Source organism: [Rhizobium] kunmingense, assembly GCF_977018605.1.
On record NZ_CDRNXG010000001.1, the window covers coordinates 53,458 to 79,147 of the forward strand.

Genomic DNA, 25,690 nt, shown 5'->3' on the forward strand with positions numbered 1-25,690 from the left:
TCAGCCGCGGCTTTGGTTAGAGCCTGTCCGACGCCTCTCAGCCGCCGCGCTGCGCCGCCTCGATCGCCTCCGACATGATATCGACGCCGCGGTCGATCTCGGCCTCGGTCACGGTCAGCGCCGGGGCGATGCGGAAGACGCCGCCCATGCCGGGTAGCTTGACGATGTTCATCGACAGGCCGCGCAGCATCGCCTCTTCCATGATCCTCGCACCCAGTTCGAAGCCCGGTGCCTTGGTGTGCCGGTCGGTGACGACTTCCAGCCCAAGCAGAAGCCCGCGGCCGCGCACGTCGCCGACGCATTCGAAACGCTGCTGCAGCGACATCAGACCATCCTTCAGCCGCTTGCCGCGCGCGATCGCCTGGTCCACCAGGTTGTCTCGCGCCATCACGTCGAGCACCGTCACGCCGACGGCCGCCGGCAGCGGGTCGGAGACGTGGGTGGTGTAGAACAGGAAGCCCTTTTCAAAGGCCTTTTCCTCCACCGCCGCGCTGGTCATCACCGCGGCCAGCGGCAGGCCGGCGCCGAGCGTCTTCGACAGCGTCATGATATCGGGGGTAACGCCGTCGCGCTGGAAGGCGAACATATGGCCGGTGCGGCCGACGCCGGTCTGCGCCTCGTCGAGGATCAGCAGCATGCCGCGCTCCTCGCATTTCTTCTTGAGCGCCGCGAGATAGCCGAGCGGCAGTTCCAGAATGCCGCCCGACGACAGGATCGGCTCGGCGATGAAGGCGGCCAGATTGCCGGTCGACTGGTTGTCGATCAGGTGGAAGGCATCGTCGAGTTCCGCCTGCCAGTCGTTCGAGCCGTCGGCGTGCTTGAAGCGCGGGCGATAGGCATTCGGCGCGGGAATGACGAAGGAGCCGGCGGAGGCCGGGCCGTAACCCTTGCGGCCGGCGCTGTAGGTGGCCGATGCCGCCGCCCCGGTCATGCCGTGCCAGCTCTGCGCAAACGCAACGATCTCATGTCCGCCGGTGACGAGTTTCGCCATGCGGATGGCCGCCTCGTTCGATTCCGCGCCCGTGGTGAGCAACTGCACCCGGTCGAGACCCGGCGCCAACTCCGCCAGCCGTGCGGCAAGTTCGACCACCGGGCGTGACAGCATGCCGGAGAAGAGATGCGCCACCGCGCCCATCTGGCGGTTGACGGTGGCAACGATATCCGGGTGCGTATGCCCCAGAACGGCGCTCATCTGGCCGGAGGTGAAATCGAGAATGGCACGGCCATCGGCATCATAGACGTAGGAGCCTTCGGCACGCTCGATGATGACCCGTTCGAAGGCCGGCCCGTAGCGGGTCAGGTGCTTGTCGGCATCGGCCCAGAAGGCCTTGTCGTCGTTCAGCGAAGTCGTGGCCTTGGCTAGATTTTCCACTGTCGTTCCCCTTTTTTGGTGTCGTTCGGTGTGGCGACGATCGCTTAGGGCAAGGCGCCGCGGCTGGCCTTTTCCCCCCTACTGAGCAGGGCGAAGGACACGAGCGGCACCCTCCCGGACTGCTAAGCAATCGTCATCTTCCCCAAAACCTGCCGTCCCCTTCCCCAAAAGTCCAATTGATAGTATTTCAATCCGATATCGATAAATCTGATATCGCCCATGCTCGACATCGCACTCCTGAAAAACTTCGTCACCGTCGCCCGTACCGGGTCGATCAGCCTTGCGGCGAGCCAGATCGGGCGCACGCAGTCGGCGCTCAGCATGCAGATGCAGCGGCTGGCCGATCAGGTTGGGCATGCGCTTCTGCTGCGCACCGGCGCCGGCATCCGGCTGACGGCGGCGGGGGAACGACTTCTTGCCCATGCCGAACAGCTGATCGCACGGCATGACGACATCCTCGCCGATATGGGCGGCGCGACTTTGAAAGGCTCCGTCAGCCTCGGCTGCCCGGAGGATTATTCGATCGCCTTCCTGCCGGAACTGTTACGCGGCTTCTGCGCCGCCAACCCGGATGTGGAGCTGCGCATGGTCTGCGCGCCGACGATCGGACTTCGACCGCTCCTGCAGCGCCGGCAGATCGACATGGCGCTGGTGTCGCTGCCCGATCCGGCCCATGCCGATGTCATCCGCCACGAGGATTTCGTCTGGGTCGCCGATGGGGCCAATCCCGCCGTGCTCGACAGCGATATCCTGCCGCTGGCGCTGTCGGCACCGGCGACGCTCGACCACCGGGCGGCCTGCGATGCGATGGAGGCCGCGGGACGGCGTTACCGGGTGGCGTTTGCCAGCGACAGCCTAGCCGGGCTGATCGCAATCGCCCGGTCAGGCCATGCCGTCAGCGTGCTGACCCGCACCGCCGTGCCGCCGGACCTGCATGTCGTCGAGGCGGGCCTGCCGCCCCTGCCGAGGATCGGCATTGCGCTGGAATTTTCCGAAAGCCGGCCATCGTCGGCCGCCGCCATGCTGGGCGACCACATCCGCAAGACCTTGCCGGCGATCAGCGAAAGCGCCGGCCCGGAGCGGCTCTAGGCTCAGGCAAGGCCGAACCGGGTGGCGGGATCGAAGCTGACCTGATCGCGGCCGCGCATCTTGGCGGCGTAAAGCGCCAGGTCGGCGCGGCGATAGATCTCCTCCGCCTTGTCGCCACCGGTGGCGCAGGCAACGCCGGCCGAAAACGTGTAGCGGAAGCTCACCTGATCCTGAAGCGGCCGCGAGCTTCTGACCGCCTCCAGCATGCGGCCGAGGATCGCGTCGGCGGCATCGGGCGTCGTGTTGGGCAGGACGAGGACGAATTCCTCGCCGCCGACGCGGCCGAGAACGTCGGTCTTGCGCACCAGCCGCTGCAGCGTGCCGGCAAAATCCTTCAGCACCGTATCACCGACGGAATGGCCGAAGCGGTCGTTGATATACTTGAAATTGTCGATATCCAGCACGGCGATGCAGCCGACCGGACGGGCGGGATCGGCAACCTCGCCTTGGCGCTGCGCCAGCATCTCGGTCAGCTTGCCCATGACGAAACGACGGCTCGGAATGCCGGTCAGTTCGTCGGTCTGCGATGCCCTGATCGCCTCGTCGCGGTCCTGCCTGAGCGTCCGTTCGTCGGAGCGGATCGAGGTGATGTCGCTTGCCACGCACAGCATCCAGCCGTCGGCCTGCATCGTCTCGGTCATCCACAGCCAGCGGCCGTCATGCAGGTCGGTCTCGAAGGCGCGGAAGCCGGCCTTGCCGCGACGCGATATGGTGGAGGTCAGCCAGGCCTCGAAATCGGTGGCCTTGATGACGGTGCCGCGCCCTGCGTGAAAATTGCGGCGCATCAGTTCGGACCAGAGCGGCTGTTCGCCCTCTTCGATGGCCCAGCCGGCGCGGAAGGCGCGGTTGGCATAGCGCAGCCGGTCCTCGTCGTCATAGACGGCAACCAGCACACCCGCCATTTCCATCAACCGGGCGGCCTGCAACATTGTCTGCGTGTCTTCCAAGGCCTTCATGCCCTCAGGTCATTCGTATTGATCGCCTATCTAAGCACCAGTTGTGAAGGATAGGTTAGAGGAAACTGCATAAGCTGAAGCAAACACTTGTTTTGCCGCAGTATTCCGCGGCGTTCAGGCGGCGGCCCGGATGATTTCCGGGGCCGGGCCATGCGCCTCGCGCGAGGCCTTGTGGAAGGCCATGAAGGTTGCCGCATCGACCGGACGCGAGAACAGAAAGCCCTGACCGAAACAGACGCCGTGCTTTCGCAGATAATCTGCCTGCTCCTGCGTTTCCACGCCTTCGGCAACCGACAGGAGACCAAGTTCGCGGGTCATTTCAATAATATGCAGCGTCACCGAACTCGTCGCAGTGCCGCGGCCGATCGTGTCGACGAAGGACTTGTCGATCTTCAACGCATCCATCGGCAGGCCCTGCAGATATTGCAGGCTGGAATAGCCGGTGCCGAAATCGTCGATGGCCACCGTATGGCCCGCCGCGCGAGCACGGGCCAGTGTCTCCTGGGCCGCATTGATATCGATGAAGCCCCGCTCCGTAGCCTCGAGAAGGATCTGCTCGTTGCGGATGCCGGTGCCGGCCAGCTTTTGTGCCAGCATGTCGATGAAACGACCCGTCCTGATGTCGTCGGCGCAGAGATTGAGCGCCACATGCAGGCCGCGGTCCGTGACCAGAACCGGGCCTAGCTCCCGCACGATCGCGTCGACCACGAGGTCGGTGATCGGCTTGATCAGGCCGGTTTCCTCGGCAAGCGGAATGAACAGGTCCGGCCGCACGATCGTGCCGTTCGGGCGGCGCCAGCGCACCAGCGCTTCCGCACCGACACAGACGCCCGTCGCAAGGTCGATGATCGGCTGGTAGTGAACGATGAATTCGCGTCTCTGGACCGCGGTCTCCAGTTCCGCGCGCGGCGAAAGCCGGCGCTTGGACATGAAGATGACGATGCCGACGATGAAGGCGGAAATGAACAGGCCGACGGGCAGAAGCAGCAGGAATTCCGACTTGAGACCTGCATGAAGGACGCTGATCGGCTGCGCCACCACCACACTCATGCCGTCGCCCTCAACGCGGGCAAACAGCATTTCTGCATCGACACCACGCTGCTCGCCCTCAAGATGGCGGGTGGCAAAGCCGAGATCGATCTCGTTGCGGCTGCTGACGAGATGCCCGGAGCGGGCAAAAAGCGCCAGGGAAGCCTGCGGCATCATGCCGACGGAGATGAACCGGGACGGCGGAACCAGCACGATATGACTGCCGAATTGCAGCGCCGTCATGCGCTGGGCGATACCGTCGACCGGGCGCACGTCAAAGGCAATGCTCAGCCCGCCGGCCTCTTCGAAAGCAGGCGCGGGCTGGGGAATGGTCCTTGCCACCCGCCCCCAGGAACTGCACTTGATCGACCCGTCTTCCACATAGTCGATCTCGCTGACAGCATCATTGTTGAGGGTGAGCAAGCGCATCGATGCGATATGGGTCGGGGCGCAGCGTTCGAAGGTGGAGGCTTCCATCTCGTTGAGCGCGCTTCTGGCTTCCCTGTAGGTCTGCGCTGCCCTGTCGACGGCTCGGTGGCCGACGTCGTGAAGGACTTCCAGTTCCTTGTCGATAGCGAGCTGCCAGGACACATAGGCCATCGTCGCCAAAGGCACGATCGCCCCGGCAATGGCCAGCACTGCCCCCAGAGCGATTACCCTATATCGTCGCGCGCGCATTCCTGTGACCGTCCCCGTTCGATGAGCCGACGATAGGCTGATTTCGTTAATGCGATTACCACCATGATCCACTAAATTTCGGAAGAGGAAATTGCGCGCGCGCCGCCCCTTCGCCAGCATTTCCGGGGTGTCTGCAACCTGCCGGCAATGCCGGCAGGTCACGAACAAACCTCGGGTAGTGGCACTATGCCGCGCGACAGCCGCCCCCGTTTTCAGACACGAAAGAGACGGCCGAGGGACGCCAGCGGACCCGGCAATCACCACAAGGAGGAAGACATCATGACCCTCGATACGACCCCCGCCAAGATCATTGCCATACTCGTCGCCCTGCCCGGCAAGTCGGACGAGCTTGCCGCGTTGCTTGCCTCCATGGCGCCCGCCTGCCGGGCGGAGCCGGGCAACCTGCGCTGGGATGTGTGGCGCGATCCGGCCGTTCCCGAGCGCTTCGTGCTCGACGAACTTTATATCGACCTCGGCGCGGTTGACGCCCACCGGCAGACACCCCACTTCAAGGACTACGCCTCGAAGATCAACGCGTTGGCCGAGCGGACCTCCCATGTGCTCGCGCCCGAAAACCTCGGCTGACGGAACACAGGATTTTTCCATCATGGCCCTCAAGGATATTCTGCCGAGCCGGCTCGGCTTCGGTGCGGCACCGCTCGGCAACATGTTCCGCGACATCCCGGAAGACGAAGCGCTCGCCACCGTCGAAGCCGCCTGGACGGACGGCATCCGCTACTATGACAACGCCCCCTTCTATGGTGCCGGCCTCGCCGAGATCCGCATGGGCGATGCGCTTGCCGGCAAGCCGCGCGACGAATACGTCATCTCCACCAAGGTCGGCCGGGTCATCCTCGACGAGATCGAGGATGTCAGCGCTCGCGACCAGGGCGAAAAGGCCGGCGTGTTTGCCCATGGGCGACCGAACAAGGTGGTCAACGATTACGGATACGACGCGACGCTGCGTTCGATCGAGGACAGTCTCAAGCGGCTGAAGACCGACCGTATAGAGATCGCCTTCGTCCACGACCTCGCCCAGGATTTCTGGGGCGACCGGTGGCTGGAAAAATTCGAGGAAGCACGGGGCGGCGCCTTCAAGGCACTCGACCGGTTGCGCGACGAGGGCGTGATCAAGGCCTGGGGGCTTGGCGTCAACAAGGTGGAGCCGATCGAGCTTCTGCTGGAACTCGACGAGCCGAGGCCGGACGCCTTTCTGCTGGCCGGCCGCTACACGCTGCTCGACCATGATCGCGCCCTGCAGCGGCTGATGCCGATGGTGACCGAGCGCGGCCTCGGCATCGTCGTTGGCGGTCCCTACAGTTCCGGCGCGCTCGTCGGCGGACCGAATTTCGAATATGCGCCGATCAAGCCGGCGATGGCGGAGAAGATCTCGAATATCAAGGCGATCGCCGATCGCCACGGCGTCAGCATGAAGGCCGCCGGCCTGCAATTCTCGCTGGCCAACCCGGCCGTCGCCGCCGTCATTCCGGGCGCCAGCCAGCCCTCGCGCATCGCCGAGGACAGTGCCGCGCTGAAGGAGACGGTGCCTGCCGATTTCTGGCGCGAACTGCGCGCCGAAAAGCTGGTCAACCCGGCCGCACCGCTGCCGGCGTAACGCCTGCGGCCCATGCCCGAAACACAAAAGACCCGGCCGCCCCCCAGCTGCCGGGTCTTTCACGTACCGCCCCTCGGTAACTCGCTATCGCTGCCGGCCTTTTCAGGCTTGCCTGTCACGTCCGCCGATCACAGCTGGTCAAGCCATCCCCGGCCATTTCAGGCCATCTGCATCCTTCAGTCGCGCCGCTCGCGCTCTCGCAAGATCATCGCCGCAACGATGGCGAAATAGGCAATCTGCATCAGCAGCAGGGCTGCGACGGTATAGCCGAAGCTCCACCACACGCCATGTCCGGTCACCAGCCCGGCCGCGAAGACAATCGCTGCCAGGAGCAACACCTTCGACAGGCTGCAGGAGACATTCAGGTAACGATAGAGATTGTCCACAGCCCATCCCCTTGGTTAATGAAACACTAACATAACCGGCGAGACAGGCCCGTCATGCCCCATTTAGGGGATGACCGTCATTTTCTTGTCGTCATGGCGCGATGCCGCGACCATCGCATGCCCTGCGTCCGCCGGCAGCCTTCCCGGCCTGCCGGATGCGAGCGGAACAGTCGCGGCAGCATCTATTTTAGGCGCCCATGCCGTTAAATTAGCCAGTCAAAACAATGAGCATAAATTGAGCAAATAACACTTGCGCGTGTAGCCGATTCCCGTTCTTTATGGGCTATAACAACTTCAGGGGGACCTTTCATGTTCACGCGCCGACACCTGTCGAAGCTTGCCGCAGCCGCCGCGATTGCCGCGACCTGCGGTTTTGCCGCGCCGGCATTCGCCGACACCGCCATCAAGTTCACGCTCGACTGGAGGTTCGAAGGCCCGGCCGCCGGCTTCCTGCTGGCGATCGACAAGGGCTATTTCAAGGAGGAAGGCCTCGACGTGACGATCGACAGCGGCAACGGCTCGGTCGAAGCCATTCCGCGGGTTGCCACCGGCACCTACCAGATGGGTTTCGGCGACATCAACTCGCTGATCAAGTTCCTCGACGAGGACCCGTCGCAGAAGGTGAAGGCGGCGATGATGATCTATGAGCGCCCGACCTTCGCGGTCGTCGGCCGCAAGTCGCTCGGCATCACCGACGAGCCGAAGTCGCTGGAGGGCAAGAAGCTCGGCGCCCCGCCGCCGGACGGCGCATTCGCCCAGTGGAAGGCTTTCAAGGAAGTGGCTTCGATCGACGACAGCGCGATCACCATCGAATCCATCGGCTTTCCGGTGCGCGAGCCGATGCTGGCCAGGGGTGACGTCGACGCCGTCTTCGGCTTCGCCTTTTCCGTCATCCTGAACCTCAAGGCACAGGGCATCGCCGACGACGATATCGCCACCATCCTGATGGCCGAGCACGGGCTGAACCTCTACGGCAACGCGGTGCTGATCAATACCGATTTCGCCGCCGAGAACCCGGAGGCCGTGAAGGGCTTCATGAAGGCGCTCGCCAAGGGTTTCGCGGCGGCCGTCGCCAACCCGCAGGAAGGCGTCGACGCGGTTCTCGAGCGCAACGAAACGCTCAACCCGGAGATCGAGCTGGAACGCCTGACCATGGCGAACGCGATGAACATCAAGACCCCTTATGTGGTCGAGAACGGCATCGGCGGGGTCGACATGACGCGGCTTGCCGCCTCGATCGAGACGCTGAAGGTTTCGATGGGGCTGAAGGGCGCGGTCAAGGCCGAGCAGGTATTCGACGCCAGCTTCCTGCCGGAGAAGGCGGAGCGGATGCTGCCGTAAGGGCGTGCTTGCGGCCGATCCCCTCACTTGCGATTTCTAACACTGAGCCTTTAGCTAAGATGTTGAAATCGCTTTCTCTCCCACAAAGGGGAGAGATACCAGCGCCAGCGGCATCCCCGGCGCCCTACCTCTCCCCCTTGTGGGAGAGGATACAAAATCAAGATTTAGCCGAAGGCTAAGTCTTAGATTTTGTTGGTGAGGGGATCCGCCGTTGCATTCGACGACCACGAAAGAACACCCATGCCCCATCTCGTTTCCATCGATGACGTCGACATGCGCTATGGCGGTGCGGAAGGCACGCTGGCCGTATCGGGCCTCACCATGCGCGTCGACAGGCAAGACTTCGCCGCCGTCGTCGGGCCGTCCGGCTGCGGCAAGTCGACACTGATGAAGCTCGTCACCGGCCTGCACATTCCGCAGGTGGGTACCGTCATCGTCGCCGGCCAGCATGTGACCAAGCCGGTGTCGATCGTCGGCATGGCGTTCCAGAACCCGACCATGCTGCCGTGGCGCACGACGCTGGAAAACATCCTCCTGCCGCTCGAGATCGTCGAAAAGCACCGGCACCGCCTGCGCGCCAACAAACGCGAATATGTCGAGAAGGCCGAGCACCTGCTCGAACTCGTCGGCCTGAAAGGGTTCGGGGCGAAATATCCGTGGCAGCTTTCCGGCGGCATGCAGCAGCGCGCCAATCTGTGCCGGGCGCTGATCCACGAGCCGGAACTGCTGATGCTCGACGAGCCGTTCGGGGCGCTCGATGCGTTTACCCGCGAGGAGCTGTGGTGCGTGATCCGCGACCTGCATGCGGCGCAGGGCGTCACCATCGTGCTCGTCACCCACGACCTGCGCGAAGCGGCGTTTCTGGCCGACAAGATCTTCGTCATGTCGGCCAGACCGGGGCGCATATTGAAGGAGCACACGGTTCCCTTCCCGCGGCCGCGTGAGCTCGAGATCATGTATCGCAGCGAATTCAACGATCTGGTGCAGCAGCTGCATGGCGAGATCGCGCAAGCACGGGTGACGGCATGAGCACGGGTGACGGCATGACGATCAAGACCACCGAAACCACCGCCTCCCCGGCTGCCTCCCTCGCCCCTGCGGCTGCCGTCCCGTCTCCGGCACGGGCGACTGACGCCACCCCCGCCGCAAAACCACCGATGCGGATCAACTGGGTCAAGGCGGCACCGTGGCTGTTCACCATCGGCCTGTTCCTTGCCTGGGAACTGCTGGTTCGCGGGCTTGCGATGCCCGTCACCATCCTGCCGGCTCCGAGCCGCATCTTCCAGGCGGTCGTGCAGTACTGGTCGCCGCTTCTGAAAAACTCGGCGCAGACGCTGTTTACCACCACGCTCGGCTTCGGCATGGCGGTGGTCGGCGGGCTTGCCATCGGCCTGTTCATCGGCTGGTCGAAGACGATCTATGCCGGGCTCTACCCGATCATGATCGGCTTCAACGCCATCCCCAAGGTGGCGGTCGTGCCCATTCTGGTGATCTGGTTCGGCATCGGCACCATTCCGGCCGTCATCACCGCCTTCCTGATCTCCTTCTTCCCGATCGTGGTGAATGTCGCAACGGGTCTTGCGACGATCGAGCCGGAGACGGAGGACGTGTTGCGGGCGCTCGGGGCGCGCAAGATCGACATCATGCTGAAAGTCGGCGTTCCGCGTTCGATGCCTTACTTCTTCGGCTCCTTGAAGATCGCCATCACGCTCGCCTTCGTCGGCTCGGTGCTATCCGAAACCGTCGCCTCCAACTATGGGCTGGGCAACATGATGGCCTCGGCGCAGAGCCAGTTCAACGTGCCGCTCGTCTTTGCCGGCCTCCTGGCGCTCGCCGTCGAAGGCATCGCCATGTACGCCCTGATGGCGCTGATCGAACGCCGCATGACCGGCTGGGCGCACCGCTCGACGATGGCGAATTGACAGTGGCGAATTGAGGTTGGCTCAGGCGGGGGCGATGAGCCTCACGGTCGGGAAATACGTCCTGTAACGGCCGACATCGCGTGTCAGCAGGGGAAGGTCCAGAACCGCCGCCTGCGCGCCGATCAAGAAATCGGACAGTACTCCGGTGCGACTGCCGCCGGCGCCGCGATACTGCGCAAACGCCTTGCCGGCGAGAAACAGGGCTGCGCGGGACATGGGTTCGACGACGAGTTCGGCCTGCCTGATGAAGCTGTCGAGATCTTCGATACGCTGATAACGCACGGAAAGCTCTGCATAGACGATGTCGTTTATGAAAAGTGGCCCTTCCAGGCTTGCTGCCTCAAGCCGGCTGATCGACCAGCCTGCCCAGACGGGATCAGCTGTCACCACGTCGAGAAGGACGTTGGTGTCGACCAGCGTCATGGCTTACTCTGGTCCTCGCCGCGTAGCAGAGCCATGATCGCGTCCGTATCAAGCCCCTTGCCGGCATGGCCGCGAAGACGCTGGAAACGGCTGGGTGGAACGTCACCGTCGACGCGCTTCAGCTCGACGCTTCCCTCCGCCGTGCGATGGAATGCCACCTGACTGCCGGGAGCGATGCCAAGGAGATCCCGCACTTCCTTCGGTATCGTCACCTGGCCTTTGGACGTCACTGTCGTCATGCCACGACCTCCGTAATGTCTCTGCGATCAAAGGTATTACTTTGGCAGATCCGCTTCAAGCCGCTTCCGGCGTGTAGCCTGCCTCGCGGATCGCCTCCTCGGCGACCGCCTTGTCGCCGTCGACGGCAACCGTATGGGCGGCAAGGTCGATGGTGACGGCGGCGCCGGGGAGCGCTTCGGCAAGGGCGGCGCGGACGCTCTTTTCGCAATGGCCGCAGGTCATGTCGGATACGGTGAACAGGGCTGTCATTTCAAAAACTCCTCGGTTGAAATCAGGGGCGGGGAAATCGGTGGTTCGGCACGGGATGTTCGCCTGCCAGATCATCAAGGATCGGGCAGTCGGGGCGGTGGTTGCCGCCGCAGCAATGGGCGAGATGCTTGAGCGTCTTCACCATGCCCTGCATCTCTGTGATGCGGCGTTCGAGATCGGCGATATGGGTGGTGGCGATGTCCTTGACGGCCGAGCTTTCCCGGCTCTTGTCCTGCCAGAGTTTCAACAGCGTCTCGGTCTCTTCCAGCGAGAAGCCGAGCGAGCGGGCGCGCTTGATGAAGCGCAGGATGTGCACCTCGTCCTCGCCATAGACACGGTAATTGCTCTGGGTCCTGCCCTTGGGCGCGATCAGGCCGATCTGTTCGTAATAGCGGATCATCTTGGCCGATACGCCGGAGGCGGACGAGGCCTCACCTATATTCATGCGGTTTCCTCCGTCTTGAAGGTTTTCAGCCGCAGCGCATTGCCGAGCACGAAGACGCTCGACAGCGCCATGGCGCCGGCGCCGATCATCGGCGACAGGGTGATGCCGAAGGCGGGATAAAGCGCACCGGCGGCGACCGGGATCAGCGCCACGTTGTAGCCGAAAGCCCAGAACAGGTTCTGGCGAATGTTCTTCATCGTCGCGCGGCTCACCGCAATCGCGGCGACGACGCCGGTCAGGTCACCGCCGACGAGAACCACATCGGCGCTTTCGATCGCCACATCCGTTCCGGTACCGATGGCGATGCCGATATCGGCGTGAGCCAGTGCCGGCGCATCGTTGATGCCGTCGCCGACGAAGGCGAGTGTGCGGGGGGGGAGATTGCCGATCATTGGTTGGATCGAAGCCGCATTGCCCGCAACGCTGCCCCTCATCCGGCTGCCGCCACCTTCTCCCCGTAATGACGGGGAGAAGGGTCCGTGCCGCAGCGCCTCCACTGCCGCAACCTTGCCTTCCGGCAGCACCTCGGCGACGACACGATCGATGCCGACCTGGCTTGCGACCGCGTTTGCCGTGCGGCGGTTATCGCCGGTGACCATGGCCACCGTGATGCCCATCGATTTGAGCGCCCGGATGGCCGACACGCTCGAGGTTTTGAGTGGATCGGCGACGGCGATGATGGCGGCGAGCTTGCCGTCGATCGCGGCATAGAGCGGCGACTTGCCTTCGTCAGCCAGACGGGAGGCGGTCTCGTCAAAGGCGGCGACCGACAGGCCAAGCTTTTCCATGTAGCGATCCGCACCGATGGCAATGTCGCGGCCTTCGACGCTTGCCCGGATGCCGTAGCCGGTGATGCTTTCGAAGGCCTCGACCCTGTCGATCACATGCCCCCTTGCCTTGGCCGCCTTGACGATCGCCGCGGCGACCGGGTGTTCGGAGCGGGCTTCAACGGCCGCGACAAGCGGCAGGATTTCGGCCTCGGCGAAACCATCCGCGGTGATGAAATCGGTCAGTTCGGGCTTGCCCTTCGTCACCGTGCCGGTCTTGTCAAGGACGACGGTCTTGACATCGGCAAGCCCCTGCAAGGCGGCGCCCTTGCGGAACAGCACCCCGAGTTCGGCCGCCCTGCCGCCGCCGACGACTATCGAGACGGGCACGGCCAGCCCCATGGCGCAGGGGCAGGCGATGATCAGCACGGCGACGGCGGAGATCAGCGCATGGGTGATCTTCGGCTCCGGCCCGAGCACGTACCAGACGGCGAATGTGACGGCAGACAGCGCGATCACGGCGGGCACGAACCATGTCGTCACCCGGTCGACCAGCGACTGGATCGGCAGCTTTGCCCCTTGCGCCTGCTCGACCATGCGGATGATGCCGGAAAGCATCGTATCGCGGCCGACCTTCGTGGCTTCGAAACGCAGCGAGCCGGTGGTGTTGATCGTGCCGCCGATGACGGTGGCGCCGGCGGCTTTTCGAACCGGCAGCGGTTCGCCGGAGATCATCGATTCATCGATATTCGACTGGCCGTCGATCACCGTGCCGTCAACCGGAATGCGCTCGCCGGGGCGGATGACGAGGATATCGCCCAAAATGACCTCTTCGGTCGGCACGTCGATCTCGCGCCCGTCGCGGATGACGCGGGCGGTCTTTGCCTGCAGACGGCCAAGCTTTTCGATCGCTGCGCCGGTGCGGCCGGTGGCGCGCGCTTCCATCAGCCGGCCGAAGAGGATCAGCGTGACGATGACGGTCGCCGCCTCGTAATAGACATGGCGGGCGTCGGCGGGCAGCAGCGAGGGGGCGAATGTGGTGACGAGCGAATAGCCGTAAGCCGCCGCGACGCCGACGGCGACCAGCGAGTTCATTTCCGGATAACCGCGCAGAAGTGCCGGCAGGCCGAGGCGGAAGAAGCGCCGTCCGGGCCCGACGATCACCGCCGTGGCGAGCGCGAAGTAGAGGTAATGGAGATTTTGCGTCTCGATGACGCCCATCAGCCAGTGGTGGAAGGGCGCGTAGACATGGCCGGTCATTTCCAGAGCAAACAGCGGCAGGGTGAGAAGGAAGGCGATGAGGAGATCGCGCTTCAGGGCGGCGGTTTCGCTGTGGTGGTGGATGTGGGTGGCGTGATGGCGGCCCTGGGTCCGGTCCGCCTGATCGCGGCTGCCATGATGGCTCTGCCCATGGCCGGAGCCGGATGTCGTTTGGTGATGATGGCTGGCGGCGTGGCGATGATTGCCAGCCCCGGCGCTGCCGGCATCGTCGGCGGCGCCCCTCATCCGGCTGCCGCCACCTTCTCCCCTTTGTGACGGGGAGGAGGAGATGTGCGGCACCGCCCCTGCCCCATCTTCGACCTCGTCCTCGTCTTCGCGTGGGGCAAGTCCCCTCGCCCCGTCTACAGGGGGGGCGAGGACGGACGAGATACGCGGGTCGCCTCGACTGGGGTCAGGGTGCGGGGCTGTCTCTGACGGGAAAGAGGATGCGGACGATGCCGTCTCTACCTTACGATTTAATGCCTCTCGCGCATCAGTCGCCGCAAACCCCGCCTCCCGCAAAGCCTCGGTGAGCGCACCTTCCGGTATCTCGAAGCCCAGCTTGCGGATCACCTTGTCCAGCGCGTGCGGGTCGAAACCCTCGCCGGTTTCGATCGTCAGTTTGCGGGTGGCGAAATTGACCGCGCTCGATGTGACGCCCGGCAGTTTCGCCGCGCCTGCCTCGACACGGCGCACACAGGAGGCGCAGTGCATGCCTTCGACCGGAACGGTCAGAGGTTCGACGGGACGGGCGGCGTCTGATGCCGGGTGGGTGACGTGACTGTTCATTGCCGGTTGCTCATGGCTGGCTGCTTCAGGACTGTGTTCCTTCGCATCCGCATGTAAGGCTTCCCATGATGGGAAGGTCAAGAGGCCAATCGTCTCAGCGATAGATAGAGCTGCGGTGACCGACGCGAACGACGAGAATGCGCAGGACGCCATCCTCGATATCGGCAATGATGCGGTAATCCCCGACCCGATATTTCCAGAATTCCTGCAATTCCGGCCCCTTCAGGGCCTCGCCAATCGAACGGGGATCATCGAGCAGGGCCAGCCGGCCGTGAAGGAAACGCAGGATCCGGCGCGCATTGTCGTGGCCGAGCTTGGCGATATCCTTTTGCGCGTCGCGCTGCAATTCAATCTTCCAAGCCATATTGCTTCATGACCTCGGAAAGCGGGACGCTGTCGCTATCACCCCGCTTGAGGCTCTCCAACCTCTGCGTTGCAAGGTAGATATCTTCGAGGTCATCGAGATGGGCGAGGATGGCTTGGCGTGCGTAATAGCTTTTGCTGCGACCGGTCCGGCGCGACAGTTCGTCGAGGCGCGCCTCGATATCAGGGGGTAATCGCAAGGCAAGCATGGCCATCTCCGTGGTGCTATACCTGTATAGCACCTTGCGTTCGATGCTGCCAGATCGGGTCCGCCGAACCAGGTCCCTCACCAGCTTGGAGCGCTACGTGCTTTCCCCTCTAAGCCCCGCCCTCTCCCATGCCCGGTGCATTCAGTCCAGACAGCAGCAGCACCAGTTCGGCCTGCCGGGTCGTGCCGGTCTTCTGCATGATGCGCTTCAAGTGCGAGCGGGCGGTTTCGAGCGAGATGTTCAAGGAGGCGGCGACCATTTCCGGTGTGTGGGCCATGGCGATGCCGCGGGCGACGCGGGCTTCGGCCGGGGTCAGGTCGAAGAGGCCGCAGAGAACCCGCATGTCCGGCGGGCCGACCTGGCCGACCTGGGTCACCGCCAGGACGGCCATGGAGCGCGAGAAAATGTCGCGGGCGGCGCGGCGGATCGGCAGAAGATGCAGGATCAGCGGCGGCTCGCCATTGCGCGAGACCATCGGTACCGACTGCACCACCGGCACGGCCTGCGCCTTGTAGCGGGCGATCGCATCGTCGAGCAGGGCGCGGGCGCCGGGGCTGTCGAGGATCAGACGGTCGCCGGCGCCGGTGCGGATGCGCGGGCCGAGTGCTTCCAGTTCGGCATTCGTTGCCACCGCCTGGCCGGCATCGCCGATGACGGCGGCGGGCAGGCCCAGCATGGAGAGCGTCTCCGTCATCGAGCGCGCCTCGTTGAAGGCCAGCCGCGAGGACATGTAGGCTGCACGCGCCAGATCCGGCTTCAGCGCATTGAGGCGGGCGATATCCTCGGCGGAGAAATTGTCGAGCCCCTGCGCCTTCAACAGCGCGATGATGATCGTGTGGCCCGTCGGTTCCTGAAGGCCGTAGCCGGCTTCCCACTGCATGCCCGCAGGCTGGATGAACTCCTTCAGGATGACATCCTGCTCGAGCTCTTCCGGGGTCAGGAAATCGATATCGCGGCAGAAGGAAAACGGGAACTTTTCCATGGCCCTTTGCGGCCGGATATTCCGGAAGCGCAGCTCGCTTACGGCGAATTCGGCATAGACGCCGGCGATATTCGGAGTTGCGACGTAACGATGGGTGCCCTGCGCGTCGAAGGTGAAGATCGCCGCCGTCGAGGACCCCGCCTCGATGGCCAGCCGTTCGCAGGTCTCGGTCCACAATTCGGGAACGAGCGCCGCTTCATATAGCCGATCTGCGAGAGTGCCTTGGGTATCCATCGAGAAATTCGCTGTCTTCCATCGGTGCAATACTCATATCGCTTTGACGGAAGCCAGTATATCCGTCAAACGACATATAGCCTAAACGGTACGCGCGTGGCGGTTTATTTTCGCAGGACAGCGTCGGTTTGCGGATCAAATACTTTCCGCTGCCGGCCTTTACGCATTCTGACCAACGGTCAGCGGCCATTCGACCACATAGTCTTCGAAATCATCGACATCGACTTGCGCCTCGCTGACGGTGCGGCCCCTGGCCGAAATTCCGGCCAAATGCACCGTCTCGGGATCACCGGAGACGAGCGGGTGCCACCAGTAGAGATCCTCGCCGTCGCGCACCAGCCGATAACCGCAGGTGGGCGGCAGCCAGTGGATGTCGTGCACTTCCTGCGGGGTCAGCTGGATGCAGTCGGGAACCGTCTTCTGGCGGTTCGGGTAATCGCTGCACCGACAGCTCTCGCCGTCGAGCAGGCGACAGGCAACCGAGGTGAAGACGACGTCGCCTGTCTCCCAGTCCTCGAGCTTGTTGAGACAACAGAGACCGCAGCCGTCGCACAGGCTTTCCCATTCGCTCTGGTTCAATTGCTCGAGCGGTTTCGTCTTCCAGAATGGCAGGTCTTCCATCGTCACGTCCGGGGTATCACTTTCACGACAGTGAGCAATTTTTAGGCTCATCCGTCCCTTTGCTGTTGCGATTTTGCAATCGCGCATCAACCATTTGTCAGCTAATGCTGAATAACCGTGGCGAGCTTATGCTCTTGTTTCGTGTCGAGAGCAATGTCAGGCCACACGCATCGCCTCTATGGCGCGGGGGGACAGCTTGCAGGACGAGCGCAAACCAGACGAAAAACATCAGCGCAGAAAGCGCCACCTGCTGCTGCGCGCCGATTCGTGGATCGATTCGACCGTCTGGAATCTCGGTTTCAAGCTCACCGAAATATGGGAGGAGATCACCATCTTCTCCCGCAAATTCCGCGTCACCGGCTGGAAGAAGCTGGGCTTCGAGATCGCCGGCGAGGCGATGACGCTCGGCACGGCAGGCTCCGTCGTGCTTCTGGCGCTGGCGCTTCCCGCCTTCGAGGAAACCAAGGACGACTGGAAGAACCGCGGCGATTTCGCCGTCACCTTTCTCGACCGCTACGGCAGCGTGGTCGGCCATCGCGGCATCATCCATGAGGACCAGGTGCCGATCGACGAATTGCCGGACCACCTGATCAAGGCGGTTCTGGCGACCGAGGACCGGCGCTTCTTCGACCACTACGGCATCGATTTCATCGGCCTTGCCCGCGCCATGACGGAAAACGCCAAGGCGGGCGGCGTCGTGCAGGGCGGCTCGACGCTCACCCAGCAGCTGGCCAAGAACCTGTTTCTGACCAACGAGCGGTCGATCGAGCGCAAGATCAAGGAAGCGTTCCTGGCCGTGTGGCTGGAAGTGAACCTGTCGAAGAAGGAGATCCTCGCCTACTATCTCGACCGCGCCTATATGGGCGGCGGCACGTTCGGCGCGGCGGCGGCGGCGCAGTTCTATTTCGGCAAGAACCTGACGGATGTGACGCTGGCGGAAAGCGCCATGCTGGCCGGCCTGTTCAAGGCGCCGGCGAAATATGCCCCGCACGTCAACCTGCCGGCCGCGCGTGCGCGCGCCAACGACGTCCTGTCCAATCTCGTCGCCAGCGGCATGATGTCGGAGGGCCAGGTGGTCGGAGCGCGGCGCAACCCGGCGACCGCGATCGACCGCGCCGACGTGAAGGCGCCCGACTACTTTCTCGACTGGGCGTTCGACGAGGTGCAGAAACTGGCTTCGGCGGGCAAGATCCGCGAGCGTTCCGTCGTGGTGCGCACCACCGTCGACATGGGGCTGCAGCAGGCCGCCGATGCGGCGATGGAATCGAGCCTGCGCGAGTTCGGCGAAGGCTACAGGGTGAAGCAGGGCGCCATGGTGATGATCGAGACCGGCGGCGCGGTGCGCGCCATGGTCGGCGGTCGCGACTATGGCGAAAGCCAGTTCAATCGCGCCACAAAGGCTCTCCGGCAGCCCGGATCGTCGTTCAAGCTCTATACCTATGCGGCGGCGATGGAACACGGCTATACGCCCGAAACGATGATTTCCGACGCGCCGATCACCTGGCGCGGCTGGTCGCCGCAGAACTATGCCCGCTCCTACAAGGGCCGCGTGTCGATGCTGACGGCGATGGCGCAGTCGCTCAACACCGTTCCGGTGCGTCTGGCCAAGGACGTGCTCGGCACGCAGCTGATCGTCGACACCGCCAAGGCGATGGGGGTGGAAACGCCGCTTCGGAGCGACAAGACCATTCCGCTCGGCACATCGGAAGTCACCGTGATGGATCAGGCCGCCGCCTATGCGGTAATGCCTTCGGGCGGCATGCAGTCGCGCCGGCACGGGATCGAGCAGGTGGTCGGTTACGGCGGCGACGTACTCTACGATTTCAACCGCGACGAACCGGCGGCGAAACGCGTGCTTTCGGAACAGGCAACGTCGTCGATGAACCGCATCCTCACCCAAATCCCGGTGATCGGCACGGCGCGGCGCGCAGCGCTTGATGGCGGCATCGTCACCGGCGGCAAGACCGGCACCTCGCAGAGCTACCGCGATGCCTGGTTCATCGGCTTTACCGGCAATTACACGACGGCCGTGTGGTTCGGCAACGACGACTTCACCTCGATGGACAACATGACCGGCGGCGCGCTGCCGGCGATGACGTTCAAGAAGCTGATGGACTACGCGCATCAGGGCATCGAGCTGAAACCGATCCCCGGCATCGAAAACCCGCTGCCGAGCGGAAAGCACAAGCCGGGCGAGGCGATGGCGAATGCCAAGGACGGCGACCCCGCCGCCCTGCCCCCGTTGGTGCGGCCGCGCTCGCTGTCTGCCGAGGCGACACGGGTGCTGAAACAGGTGGCCGAAGCGCTGAAGACGGCCCCGCCGCTTGTGGCAGGGACGGATAAGGTGGCGGATGCCGCCAGACCGGGTGCCGGATTGCGCCAGACGGCAGCGCAAGGTGCCGCCCCTGCAAGGATCAGCCCGATCAGGACGAATTCGGTGACGCCTTGAGGGGGGCGTGCCTCGCTGCATGCAAGGATGCAGAAACGAGAAACCCCGCCCAGCTTGTTATCGCCGTAACGGGGCCTGCCTCGCGAGAGGTCTTGAGGCTGAACGGCTAGCCGCCAGCGATCGCATTCACCATACCGAAAATCGTATGAAATTCACGCCGCCCTGGGTGATATTTGCGCCAGCGCGTCGCCCATCTCACGGCGGCGCTGCATCAGGTCGTAGTCGGTCTGAAGGCCGATGAAGAAGCCTTCCGACAGTCCGAAATAGCGGGCAAGCCGCAGGTCCGTATCGGCGGTGACGGAGCGCTTGCCGAGGACGATCTCGTTGATGCGACGGGGCGGCACGCCGATCGCCTTTGCAAGGCCGTTCTGGCTGATCGCCATGGGCTTGAGAAATTCCTCCGACAGGATTTCGCCGGGATGCGGGTTGGGCAGCCATTCGGCTTCAGTCATGATAATCGACGATTTCGACATCCGTCGGCCCTCCTTCGGTCCAGATGAAACAGATGCGCCACTGGTCATTGATGCGGATCGAAAACCTGCCTGCCCTGTCGCCCTTCAGCGCTTCCAGACGATTTCCCGGCGGAACACGCAGATCCTGCAGCGCCCGCGCCTGATTGAGCATACGCAGCTTGCGCAGGGTCACGGCCTGAATATCGGACGGCAGGCTGCGGCTGCGCAAGCCCGTCCAGATCCTCTCCGTTTCCCGATCCGCGAAGCTTCTGATCATCATCACCATAACGCCTCGCGTTATAAATGGCAATCGATCCTCCTCGCCGGTTCCTTCCCAATAGAATCAATGCTAATCCTCCGGCACGATCTTGCGAGGACTGAAATTACCCGTGCTGCGCGTCCCCTTTCTCGTTGCCATTGCGCTTGCCATCGCCTTCGGAGGCGGGATCTGGTCGACGCGTGTGGCGCTCGATGCCACTGTTGGGTTCGGGGCGATCCGGCTCGGGCCGTGGGAAGCCTTCCCGGAGGCGCAGACGGCCGAGGCCGACCCTTACGCAAAATCGCACCGGGCCAATGCCGGCAAGCTTCTCTATGCCACCGCCGAAGGGCTGACATTCACCGCTGCGACCGACGATACGGGCCAGCGGCTTTCGGGCAACTGCACTTACGTGATGTCCGGCCAGACGCCGACCGCGCGGTTCTGGACGCTGTTTGCGGCAGGCCCCGACGGGCGTCCGCCTTCGGCATCGTCGGACATTCCCTCGGCGCTCAATTCGCGCATGGTGCTGCGCCGGCCGGACGGGACTGCCGAGATCACCATTTCGGCAAGCGCGCAGCCGGGAAACTGGCTTGCCATTCCGCCACGAACGCCGTTTCGCCTGACGATGACGCTGCTCGACACGCCGGCGGCCGGAAGCTCCGGCCTGATCGACCTGTCGATGCCGGGCCTGCGCCGGACCGGATGCGGCAATGCGTAGGGTGGTTCGCGTCATCGGCCGCTCTCTCAGCCGTTTCCTGGGGCTTGAAGGGTTCTGGCGCGACTATGTCTGGCTGAAAATGCTGTTTGCCGTCGTCGTCGGCCTTGTCGGCGCGGCGCTGCTGCATCTGCTGATCGTGTTTTCGGTGCCGCAATTTTCGCAGCGCGACGCCTATACGCGCATTCTCGCCAAGGGCGAGAGCAACCGGTTCTACCGGATGACGGAGGAGCCGGATCGCTCCGGGCTTGCCAAGGAAGATCCGATGATGCAGGTCGCCGCCTGCTCGTTCAATGTCGAGGAGACGCCGGTCAGGCTGACGGCGCCGGGCGGCGGGGTGCCGTTCTGGTCGCTCGGCGTGTTCGATGCCTCGTCCAACGAAGTGTTTTCGATCAACGACCGGACATCGGCGGATACAAGCCTCGATGTGGTGATCGGCACGCCGGCGCAGCTGACGATCCTGCGCAAGAGCCTGCCGCGCGATTTCTCGCAGGCGGTGCTGGTGGAGACGCAGCAGACGGAAGGCTATGCGGTGGTGCGCACGCTCGTCACCCATCCGAGCGTCGAGCCGGCGGCGGCGGCGTTTCTGGCGCAAGCCACCTGCGCGCCCTTCCAGTGGCGGACGCGAAGCCAGTTCTGATCATTTTTCGCGCAACGCAGCGCATTGCGACAAACGACAATCGGCGCCTGCCCAAGCGGCGTGCGGACTATTCGGCGCAAATCGCGTGGTTTTCCGCCTTGCGATCCATGCGGTCGTCGAAGCGTTCGTAGCGGATGCCGGTAAACATGACGATCTCGCCGGCAAGCGCGAGGTTGGAGCGGTCGCCCGGCTGGCGCGACGCGACCTCTACCTTGCGGTCCCGGCGGTTGCGCCATGCATTCATCAGTACAATCTCTGCCATGCTCGTCTCCTTCAAAGGGATCGAGACGGATGAAGCGGTTCTATTTCACCCTGCCCTATACGGGCCGACGCGGCCATGGCCTGATCCATGGACATCCGCATCTTTCTCGTCAGAACGTCTTGTCGTCAAGACGCAGCGACATTTCAGCGTTTCGGCGGCCGGTCATCTGACCGTGTCCGCCCGAACCGGCGGCTGCGCAAGACATGCTCGCTCTCCCGCCGCTCTTCTGGCCATTCACCGGCCATGGAACGAGTGAGCCACAAGACGGTAAACAGAAGGTTAACTCTAATATAGGAGCCGTGCCGATTGCCCGGCACGCCACACGCTCTTGAACGCGGTGTTGCAGATTTGGTTCAATCGGGACGATGCCCGCGATGAAAAAAAATATCGGCAGCGCTTTGCGCGCCGGCGACCACGGGTCGCCGGGCATCCTCACGCTCTCTCCGTCGGCGCCATGTCGGACGCAAGACCGCTGCGTACGCCTGCCGGAACTGCCTCAGGCGGCGGTGACGCGCCAGATGACGTCGCCGACATCGTCGGCCATCAGCACTGCGCCATCGGCCGCCAGCGCCACGCCCACCGGGCGGCCATAGGAGTGTTTCTCGTCCGGCGAGAGAAAGTCGGTGAGGATCTCGCGCGGCATGCCCACCGGCCGGCCCTTGTCGAAGGCGACGAAGGCAAGCTTGTAGCCGGACAGTTTCGAGCGGTTCCACGAGCCGTGCTGGCCGATGGCCATGCCCGCCGGAAAGCCCGGAAGCGTTCCCTCCGGCAGCCAGCAGAGGCCGAGCGAGGCGGTGTGGCCGCCCAGCGCATAATCGGGCTGCAATGCGGAGGCCACCTTGGCGGCATCCTGCGGCACGCGGTCGTCGACCACCCGATCCCAATAGCAGAAGGGCCAGCCGTAGAAGCCGCCGTCGCGCACCGATGTGAGATAGTCGGGCGGCGTCTCGTCGCCAAGGCCGTCGCGCTCGTTGACGACGGTCCAGAGCATGCCGCCTTCCGGCTCCCAGGCCATGCCGACGGGGTTGCGCAGGCCGCCGGCGAAGATGCGGGACTGGCCGGAGGCAATCTCATATTCGAAAATGCAGGCCCGGTTCTCCTCCGCCGCCATGCCGGCATCGCCGATATTGCTGAGCGAGCCGACCGCGACGTAAAGCTTCGTTCCGTCCTTGCTGGCAATCAGGTTGCGCGTCCAGTGTCCGCCGGGAATGAGATCCATCAGCTTGCGGCCCGGCGCGGTGATCTTCGTCGCCCCCGCCTCATAAGGGTAGGCCAGAAGCGCATCGCTTGCGCCGACATAGAGCGTGTCACCGACCAGCACCATGCCGAAGGGCTGGCGGACATTCTCGATATAGGCGTGGCTCTCCTCCGCCACGCCGTCACCATCGGCATCGCGCAGCAGCGTCACGCGGTTGGGGCTGACGCCGGAGGCGCGCGCGCGCTGCATCGTCGCCGACATGGCGTGGTCGAACAGGCTGCGCGGATTGCCGCGCTCGCCCATCGATTCGGCCACCAGCACATCGCCATTGGGCAGAACATGCATGTTGCGCGGATGCACGAGGCCACGGGCAAAGGCATTGACCTTAAGCCCGGCGGCAACCGTCGGCTTGTGGTCGCCCTCCCAGCCTTTCGCCGTCGGCATCTTCAGGGTGGGCAGCATGCCCTGCGGCCTGGGATCGGGGATGGCCGGCGCCGTGCCATAGACGGGGGCGCGCTCGGCATCGCCTGAATGGCGAACGGCAACGACGCCCCGGCTGACGAAGGCGATAAGTCGGGCAAAGGGGGAAGAACCGGCCATGTAAATCTCTGCGGATGAGGGACAGGAGTGAAGCGACCGCGACGCTAATGTTTTTCCACAACCAGTACCAGAGGCCGATCACGAAATTTGCACGCGCCGCGTGATCGCTGCGCGGGCCTTGCGCGGCCGTCGGGGATTGGGAGACGGCACCGGTCGATGCGGCGGCGCTGCCCGCTTCGATACGATACGACAACGGGCCGATATCCACATCCAAGTTGTGCCGAAACGGACCGACTTAACTGAAGGTTAACCACGGCTGCCCTAGCATGAAATTTCACCTGGGCGGTGAGGTTTCGGGTTCAAGCGCCTGTTTTCCCTGGCCGCCAGCCGGGAGTTTCCCAGGATCAAGGTCAATGAGATCGGCTGCCGGATCTTTCTGAAAGCGGCAGTCCGGCGAGTTGCCGGCACCTCTGTTTGTATTGCGTTCAAAGAGTTTGCCCCGTGACGAATGAATTTCGAGATCTGGAAAGACCACAGGCGTTGCGCAGGAAGGACGTCGTGCTGATGGCGACGGTGACGAGTTTCGAGGCGCTATCCCATCCGTCGAAAACGGAGCTGCGGCAGTTCGCCGAACTGTTCGTGCCGATCTTCAACGCCTCGACCGACGAGGCCCGCCGTCAGGCCGTGGCCGCGCTTTCGCAATCGAAAACCGTGCCGCCGGCCGTCGCCTTCTTCATCGGCTGCCAGCCGATCGCGGTCTCCGCCCCCTTCCTGATGGCCTCGACCTGCCTGACCGACGACGCGCTGATCACCATCGCCCGCAGCCAGGGCGCCGAGCATGCCCGCGCCATCGTGCGCCGCGACGCCCTGTCACCGACCGTCATCGACGCGCTGGTGGGCCTGCGCCCCGGCGCCAGCCGCCAGGCTAAGCCGGCGGAGACGCAGGGCCGAATGCAGGAGAAGGCGGAAGCCGGGGTTGAGGCGGTATCAGCCTCGCTCTCAGCCCCCTCGTCCGCTCCCAAGGCCGCCCCCTCGTCAGCCGCCAACGGCGTCGATGCCGAGCGGCTGGCGCGCGAGGAGGATCTGCGCCGCCGCATCAAGCTTCTCGCCGGCCATGTGAACCGGGCCGACAACGATCGCCTTGGACTGCGCAGCCTGACGCCGGTGCAGGAAGCGCTGATCGTGCGCTTTGCCCGCAACCGCGAGGCGATGCTGTTCGTCACCGCCCTTTCCGACATCCTTTCGACCAGCCGCTGGCTTGCCGAGCGCATCCTGCTCGACCTGTCCGGGGTGCAGCTTGCCACGGTGCTCAAGGGGCTGGGCATGGGCGAGGACGATGCAGCCTATATCCTCACCCGCCTCTACGGCCATCTGGCCGAGGAAGAGGACGGCACGGCGCGGGTGGTGGACCTGTGGGCGGCGCTCGACGAGGACGAGTGCGGGCAACGCATCGAAGCCTGGCGTCGGGCCGACCGCTATACCCATGCGGTGCCGCGCGAAGAGGCGCAGGACGCCTATGACGCCGCCATTCTGGCTGAAGACCGACCGCTCAGAACCTCGGCCAGCGTGCGCCGCAGCGTTTCGGGATCGCGAGGGCGGTAAGGGGTTCCCTACGCGTTTTGTGGAAAGGAAATCGGCGCCTGCGATGCGGAGAAATCCCCTCCCTTGCGATTTCCAATACCTAGCTGAAGCCAAGATGTCGAAATCGCTTTCTCTCTCGCAAGGGGGAGAGGATACAAGACCAGCATCTAGCCGTAGGCTAAGCGCTGGATTTTGTTGGTGAGGGGATCCCTCAAGAGCCCCTACTCCGCCACGACCGGAAACAGATCGGTCACGTCATCCGTCTCCAGTTCGAGCAGCCACAGATCCGGGTCGAAGCGCCGTTCCCTGTCGAGCGTCTCGCGCATCACATCCTGCTCGACGCGGACAAGCCTCGTTTCGAACTTGCGCTGGCCGTCGTCATTATCGTCGAAGAAATTCTGCGGCGCCGGGGCAAAGAGCGTTTCCAGACCGTCGCGAAAGCGCTGGCGGATGAAGATCGCGCCGGCCGCCTCGGCGCCCTTGTGTTCGACGGCGGCAAAGCCACCGAGCGAGAAGACGCGGCGGACAAGGGCGGAAACATAGATATCGGAACGAAGGCGCATGGCGCTTTCCCTAACGCAATTCGGCCGGAAGTGGGAACCGGAATCGCGGGCCGGCCGTAAA

General features: G+C 63.9%; 28 protein-coding genes. 10 read left to right on the forward strand and 18 right to left on the reverse strand.

Annotation, left to right across the window (positions count from 1 at the left end; translation table 11 throughout):
- Positions 1-37: 37 nt before the first annotated feature.
- The gene (locus AC0JZ4_RS00295) at positions 38-1,372 is read right to left on the reverse strand and encodes an aspartate aminotransferase family protein (protein ID WP_471884478.1); all 1,335 of its coding nucleotides are present in this window, start codon (positions 1,370-1,372) and stop codon (positions 38-40) included.
- A gap of 219 nt (positions 1,373-1,591) precedes the next feature.
- On the opposite strand from AC0JZ4_RS00295, the gene AC0JZ4_RS00300 reads away from it, so the two are divergent.
- Positions 1,592-2,461, forward strand: a complete 870-nt coding sequence (locus tag AC0JZ4_RS00300; RefSeq protein WP_471884479.1) for a LysR substrate-binding domain-containing protein — start codon at positions 1,592-1,594, stop codon at positions 2,459-2,461.
- Between the two features lie 2 nt (positions 2,462-2,463).
- Here AC0JZ4_RS00300 and AC0JZ4_RS00305 read toward each other — a convergent pair whose 3' ends face one another.
- Positions 2,464-3,417, reverse strand: a complete 954-nt coding sequence (locus AC0JZ4_RS00305; RefSeq protein WP_471884480.1) for a GGDEF domain-containing protein — start codon at positions 3,415-3,417, stop codon at positions 2,464-2,466.
- 114 nt (positions 3,418-3,531) lie between these two features.
- Positions 3,532-5,124, reverse strand: a complete 1,593-nt coding sequence (locus AC0JZ4_RS00310; RefSeq protein WP_471884481.1) for an EAL domain-containing protein — start codon at positions 5,122-5,124, stop codon at positions 3,532-3,534.
- 279 nt (positions 5,125-5,403) lie between these two features.
- Here AC0JZ4_RS00310 and AC0JZ4_RS00315 point away from each other — a divergent pair, with 279 nt between their 5' ends.
- Positions 5,404-5,709, forward strand: coding sequence for a putative quinol monooxygenase (locus tag AC0JZ4_RS00315; protein WP_471884482.1), 306 nt, complete (start codon positions 5,404-5,406; stop codon positions 5,707-5,709).
- 22 nt (positions 5,710-5,731) lie between these two features.
- Positions 5,732-6,739 carry an aldo/keto reductase gene (locus AC0JZ4_RS00320; RefSeq protein WP_471884483.1) on the forward strand — a complete coding sequence of 336 codons (1,008 nt, stop codon included), beginning with the start codon at positions 5,732-5,734 and terminating at the stop codon, positions 6,737-6,739.
- 176 nt (positions 6,740-6,915) lie between these two features.
- Here AC0JZ4_RS00320 and AC0JZ4_RS00325 read toward each other — a convergent pair whose 3' ends face one another.
- A complete protein-coding gene (locus AC0JZ4_RS00325; RefSeq protein WP_471884484.1) occupies positions 6,916-7,125 on the reverse strand; it encodes a hypothetical protein in 210 nt (69 codons plus the stop codon).
- 309 nt (positions 7,126-7,434) lie between these two features.
- On the opposite strand from AC0JZ4_RS00325, the gene AC0JZ4_RS00330 reads away from it, so the two are divergent.
- The 3 genes from AC0JZ4_RS00330 (at position 7,435) to AC0JZ4_RS00340 (ending at position 10,388) form a co-directional block, all read left to right on the forward strand.
- Positions 7,435-8,466: an ABC transporter substrate-binding protein gene (locus tag AC0JZ4_RS00330; protein ID WP_471884485.1), complete on the forward strand. Its 1,032-nt coding sequence runs from the start codon at positions 7,435-7,437 to the stop codon at positions 8,464-8,466.
- A 240-nt stretch (positions 8,467-8,706) separates the two neighbouring features.
- Positions 8,707-9,495: an ABC transporter ATP-binding protein gene (locus tag AC0JZ4_RS00335; RefSeq protein ID WP_471884486.1), complete on the forward strand. Its 789-nt coding sequence runs from the start codon at positions 8,707-8,709 to the stop codon at positions 9,493-9,495.
- A gap of 128 nt (positions 9,496-9,623) precedes the next feature.
- Positions 9,624-10,388: an ABC transporter permease gene (locus tag AC0JZ4_RS00340; protein ID WP_471887735.1), complete on the forward strand. Its 765-nt coding sequence runs from the start codon at positions 9,624-9,626 to the stop codon at positions 10,386-10,388.
- A gap of 21 nt (positions 10,389-10,409) precedes the next feature.
- Here AC0JZ4_RS00340 and AC0JZ4_RS00345 read toward each other — a convergent pair whose 3' ends face one another.
- The 9 genes from AC0JZ4_RS00345 to AC0JZ4_RS00385 all read right to left on the reverse strand — a co-directional run bounded on the left by AC0JZ4_RS00345 (position 10,410) and on the right by AC0JZ4_RS00385 (position 16,970).
- The gene (locus AC0JZ4_RS00345; RefSeq protein WP_471884487.1) at positions 10,410-10,811 is read right to left on the reverse strand and encodes a type II toxin-antitoxin system VapC family toxin; all 402 of its coding nucleotides are present in this window, start codon (positions 10,809-10,811) and stop codon (positions 10,410-10,412) included.
- Positions 10,808-11,050 carry an AbrB/MazE/SpoVT family DNA-binding domain-containing protein gene (locus tag AC0JZ4_RS00350; protein WP_471884488.1) on the reverse strand — a complete coding sequence of 81 codons (243 nt, stop codon included), beginning with the start codon at positions 11,048-11,050 and terminating at the stop codon, positions 10,808-10,810. The genes AC0JZ4_RS00345 and AC0JZ4_RS00350 overlap by 4 nt, the downstream gene beginning before the upstream one ends.
- 55 nt (positions 11,051-11,105) lie before the next feature.
- Positions 11,106-11,300 carry a heavy-metal-associated domain-containing protein gene (locus AC0JZ4_RS00355; protein ID WP_471884489.1) on the reverse strand — a complete coding sequence of 65 codons (195 nt, stop codon included), beginning with the start codon at positions 11,298-11,300 and terminating at the stop codon, positions 11,106-11,108.
- A 22-nt stretch (positions 11,301-11,322) separates the two neighbouring features.
- Positions 11,323-11,745: a Cu(I)-responsive transcriptional regulator gene (cueR, locus tag AC0JZ4_RS00360; RefSeq protein ID WP_471884490.1), complete on the reverse strand. Its 423-nt coding sequence runs from the start codon at positions 11,743-11,745 to the stop codon at positions 11,323-11,325.
- Positions 11,742-14,561: a heavy metal translocating P-type ATPase gene (locus AC0JZ4_RS00365; RefSeq protein ID WP_471884491.1), complete on the reverse strand. Its 2,820-nt coding sequence runs from the start codon at positions 14,559-14,561 to the stop codon at positions 11,742-11,744. The genes cueR and AC0JZ4_RS00365 overlap by 4 nt, the downstream gene beginning before the upstream one ends.
- A 94-nt stretch (positions 14,562-14,655) precedes the next feature.
- Positions 14,656-14,925 carry a type II toxin-antitoxin system RelE family toxin gene (locus AC0JZ4_RS00370; protein ID WP_471884492.1) on the reverse strand — a complete coding sequence of 90 codons (270 nt, stop codon included), beginning with the start codon at positions 14,923-14,925 and terminating at the stop codon, positions 14,656-14,658.
- Positions 14,909-15,133: a type II toxin-antitoxin system RelB family antitoxin gene (gene relB / locus AC0JZ4_RS00375; RefSeq protein ID WP_471884493.1), complete on the reverse strand. Its 225-nt coding sequence runs from the start codon at positions 15,131-15,133 to the stop codon at positions 14,909-14,911. Before relB ends, AC0JZ4_RS00370 begins: the two co-directional genes overlap by 17 nt.
- A 109-nt stretch (positions 15,134-15,242) precedes the next feature.
- Positions 15,243-16,349: a helix-turn-helix transcriptional regulator gene (locus tag AC0JZ4_RS00380; RefSeq protein ID WP_471884494.1), complete on the reverse strand. Its 1,107-nt coding sequence runs from the start codon at positions 16,347-16,349 to the stop codon at positions 15,243-15,245.
- A gap of 159 nt (positions 16,350-16,508) precedes the next feature.
- Positions 16,509-16,970, reverse strand: a complete 462-nt coding sequence (locus tag AC0JZ4_RS00385; RefSeq protein ID WP_471884495.1) for a YcgN family cysteine cluster protein — start codon at positions 16,968-16,970, stop codon at positions 16,509-16,511.
- Between the two features lie 178 nt (positions 16,971-17,148).
- Here AC0JZ4_RS00385 and AC0JZ4_RS00390 point away from each other — a divergent pair, with 178 nt between their 5' ends.
- Positions 17,149-19,419 (forward strand): transglycosylase domain-containing protein, encoded by a 2,271-nt coding sequence (locus AC0JZ4_RS00390; RefSeq protein WP_471884496.1) that lies wholly within the window; start codon positions 17,149-17,151, stop codon positions 19,417-19,419.
- A gap of 152 nt (positions 19,420-19,571) precedes the next feature.
- Here AC0JZ4_RS00390 and AC0JZ4_RS00395 read toward each other — a convergent pair whose 3' ends face one another.
- Both AC0JZ4_RS00395 and AC0JZ4_RS00400 read right to left on the reverse strand, forming a co-directional pair.
- The gene (locus AC0JZ4_RS00395; RefSeq protein ID WP_471884497.1) at positions 19,572-19,892 is read right to left on the reverse strand and encodes a HigA family addiction module antitoxin; all 321 of its coding nucleotides are present in this window, start codon (positions 19,890-19,892) and stop codon (positions 19,572-19,574) included.
- The gene (locus AC0JZ4_RS00400; RefSeq protein ID WP_471887736.1) at positions 19,864-20,148 is read right to left on the reverse strand and encodes a type II toxin-antitoxin system RelE/ParE family toxin; all 285 of its coding nucleotides are present in this window, start codon (positions 20,146-20,148) and stop codon (positions 19,864-19,866) included. The genes AC0JZ4_RS00395 and AC0JZ4_RS00400 overlap by 29 nt, the downstream gene beginning before the upstream one ends.
- A 112-nt stretch (positions 20,149-20,260) precedes the next feature.
- Here AC0JZ4_RS00400 and AC0JZ4_RS00405 point away from each other — a divergent pair, with 112 nt between their 5' ends.
- Positions 20,261-20,848: a DUF1214 domain-containing protein gene (locus tag AC0JZ4_RS00405; RefSeq protein ID WP_471884498.1), complete on the forward strand. Its 588-nt coding sequence runs from the start codon at positions 20,261-20,263 to the stop codon at positions 20,846-20,848.
- Positions 20,849-20,927: 79 nt separating this feature from the next.
- Positions 20,928-21,485, forward strand: coding sequence for a DUF1254 domain-containing protein (locus AC0JZ4_RS00410; RefSeq protein ID WP_471887737.1), 558 nt, complete (start codon positions 20,928-20,930; stop codon positions 21,483-21,485).
- A 67-nt stretch (positions 21,486-21,552) separates the two neighbouring features.
- Here the strand turns inward: AC0JZ4_RS00410 and AC0JZ4_RS00415 are convergent, their stop codons facing one another.
- Both AC0JZ4_RS00415 and AC0JZ4_RS00420 read right to left on the reverse strand, forming a co-directional pair.
- Positions 21,553-21,747, reverse strand: a complete 195-nt coding sequence (locus AC0JZ4_RS00415) for a hypothetical protein (protein ID WP_471884499.1) — start codon at positions 21,745-21,747, stop codon at positions 21,553-21,555.
- Positions 21,748-22,243: 496 nt separating this feature from the next.
- Positions 22,244-23,545 carry a PQQ-dependent sugar dehydrogenase gene (locus AC0JZ4_RS00420; RefSeq protein WP_471884500.1) on the reverse strand — a complete coding sequence of 434 codons (1,302 nt, stop codon included), beginning with the start codon at positions 23,543-23,545 and terminating at the stop codon, positions 22,244-22,246.
- Between the two features lie 441 nt (positions 23,546-23,986).
- Here AC0JZ4_RS00420 and AC0JZ4_RS00425 point away from each other — a divergent pair, with 441 nt between their 5' ends.
- Positions 23,987-25,087, forward strand: a complete 1,101-nt coding sequence (locus AC0JZ4_RS00425) for a DUF2336 domain-containing protein (RefSeq protein ID WP_471884501.1) — start codon at positions 23,987-23,989, stop codon at positions 25,085-25,087.
- A gap of 200 nt (positions 25,088-25,287) precedes the next feature.
- Here the strand turns inward: AC0JZ4_RS00425 and AC0JZ4_RS00430 are convergent, their stop codons facing one another.
- Complete coding sequence (locus tag AC0JZ4_RS00430; protein WP_471884502.1) at positions 25,288-25,629, reverse strand: DUF1491 family protein; 342 nt, start codon at positions 25,627-25,629, stop codon at positions 25,288-25,290.
- Positions 25,630-25,690 lie beyond the last annotated feature (61 nt).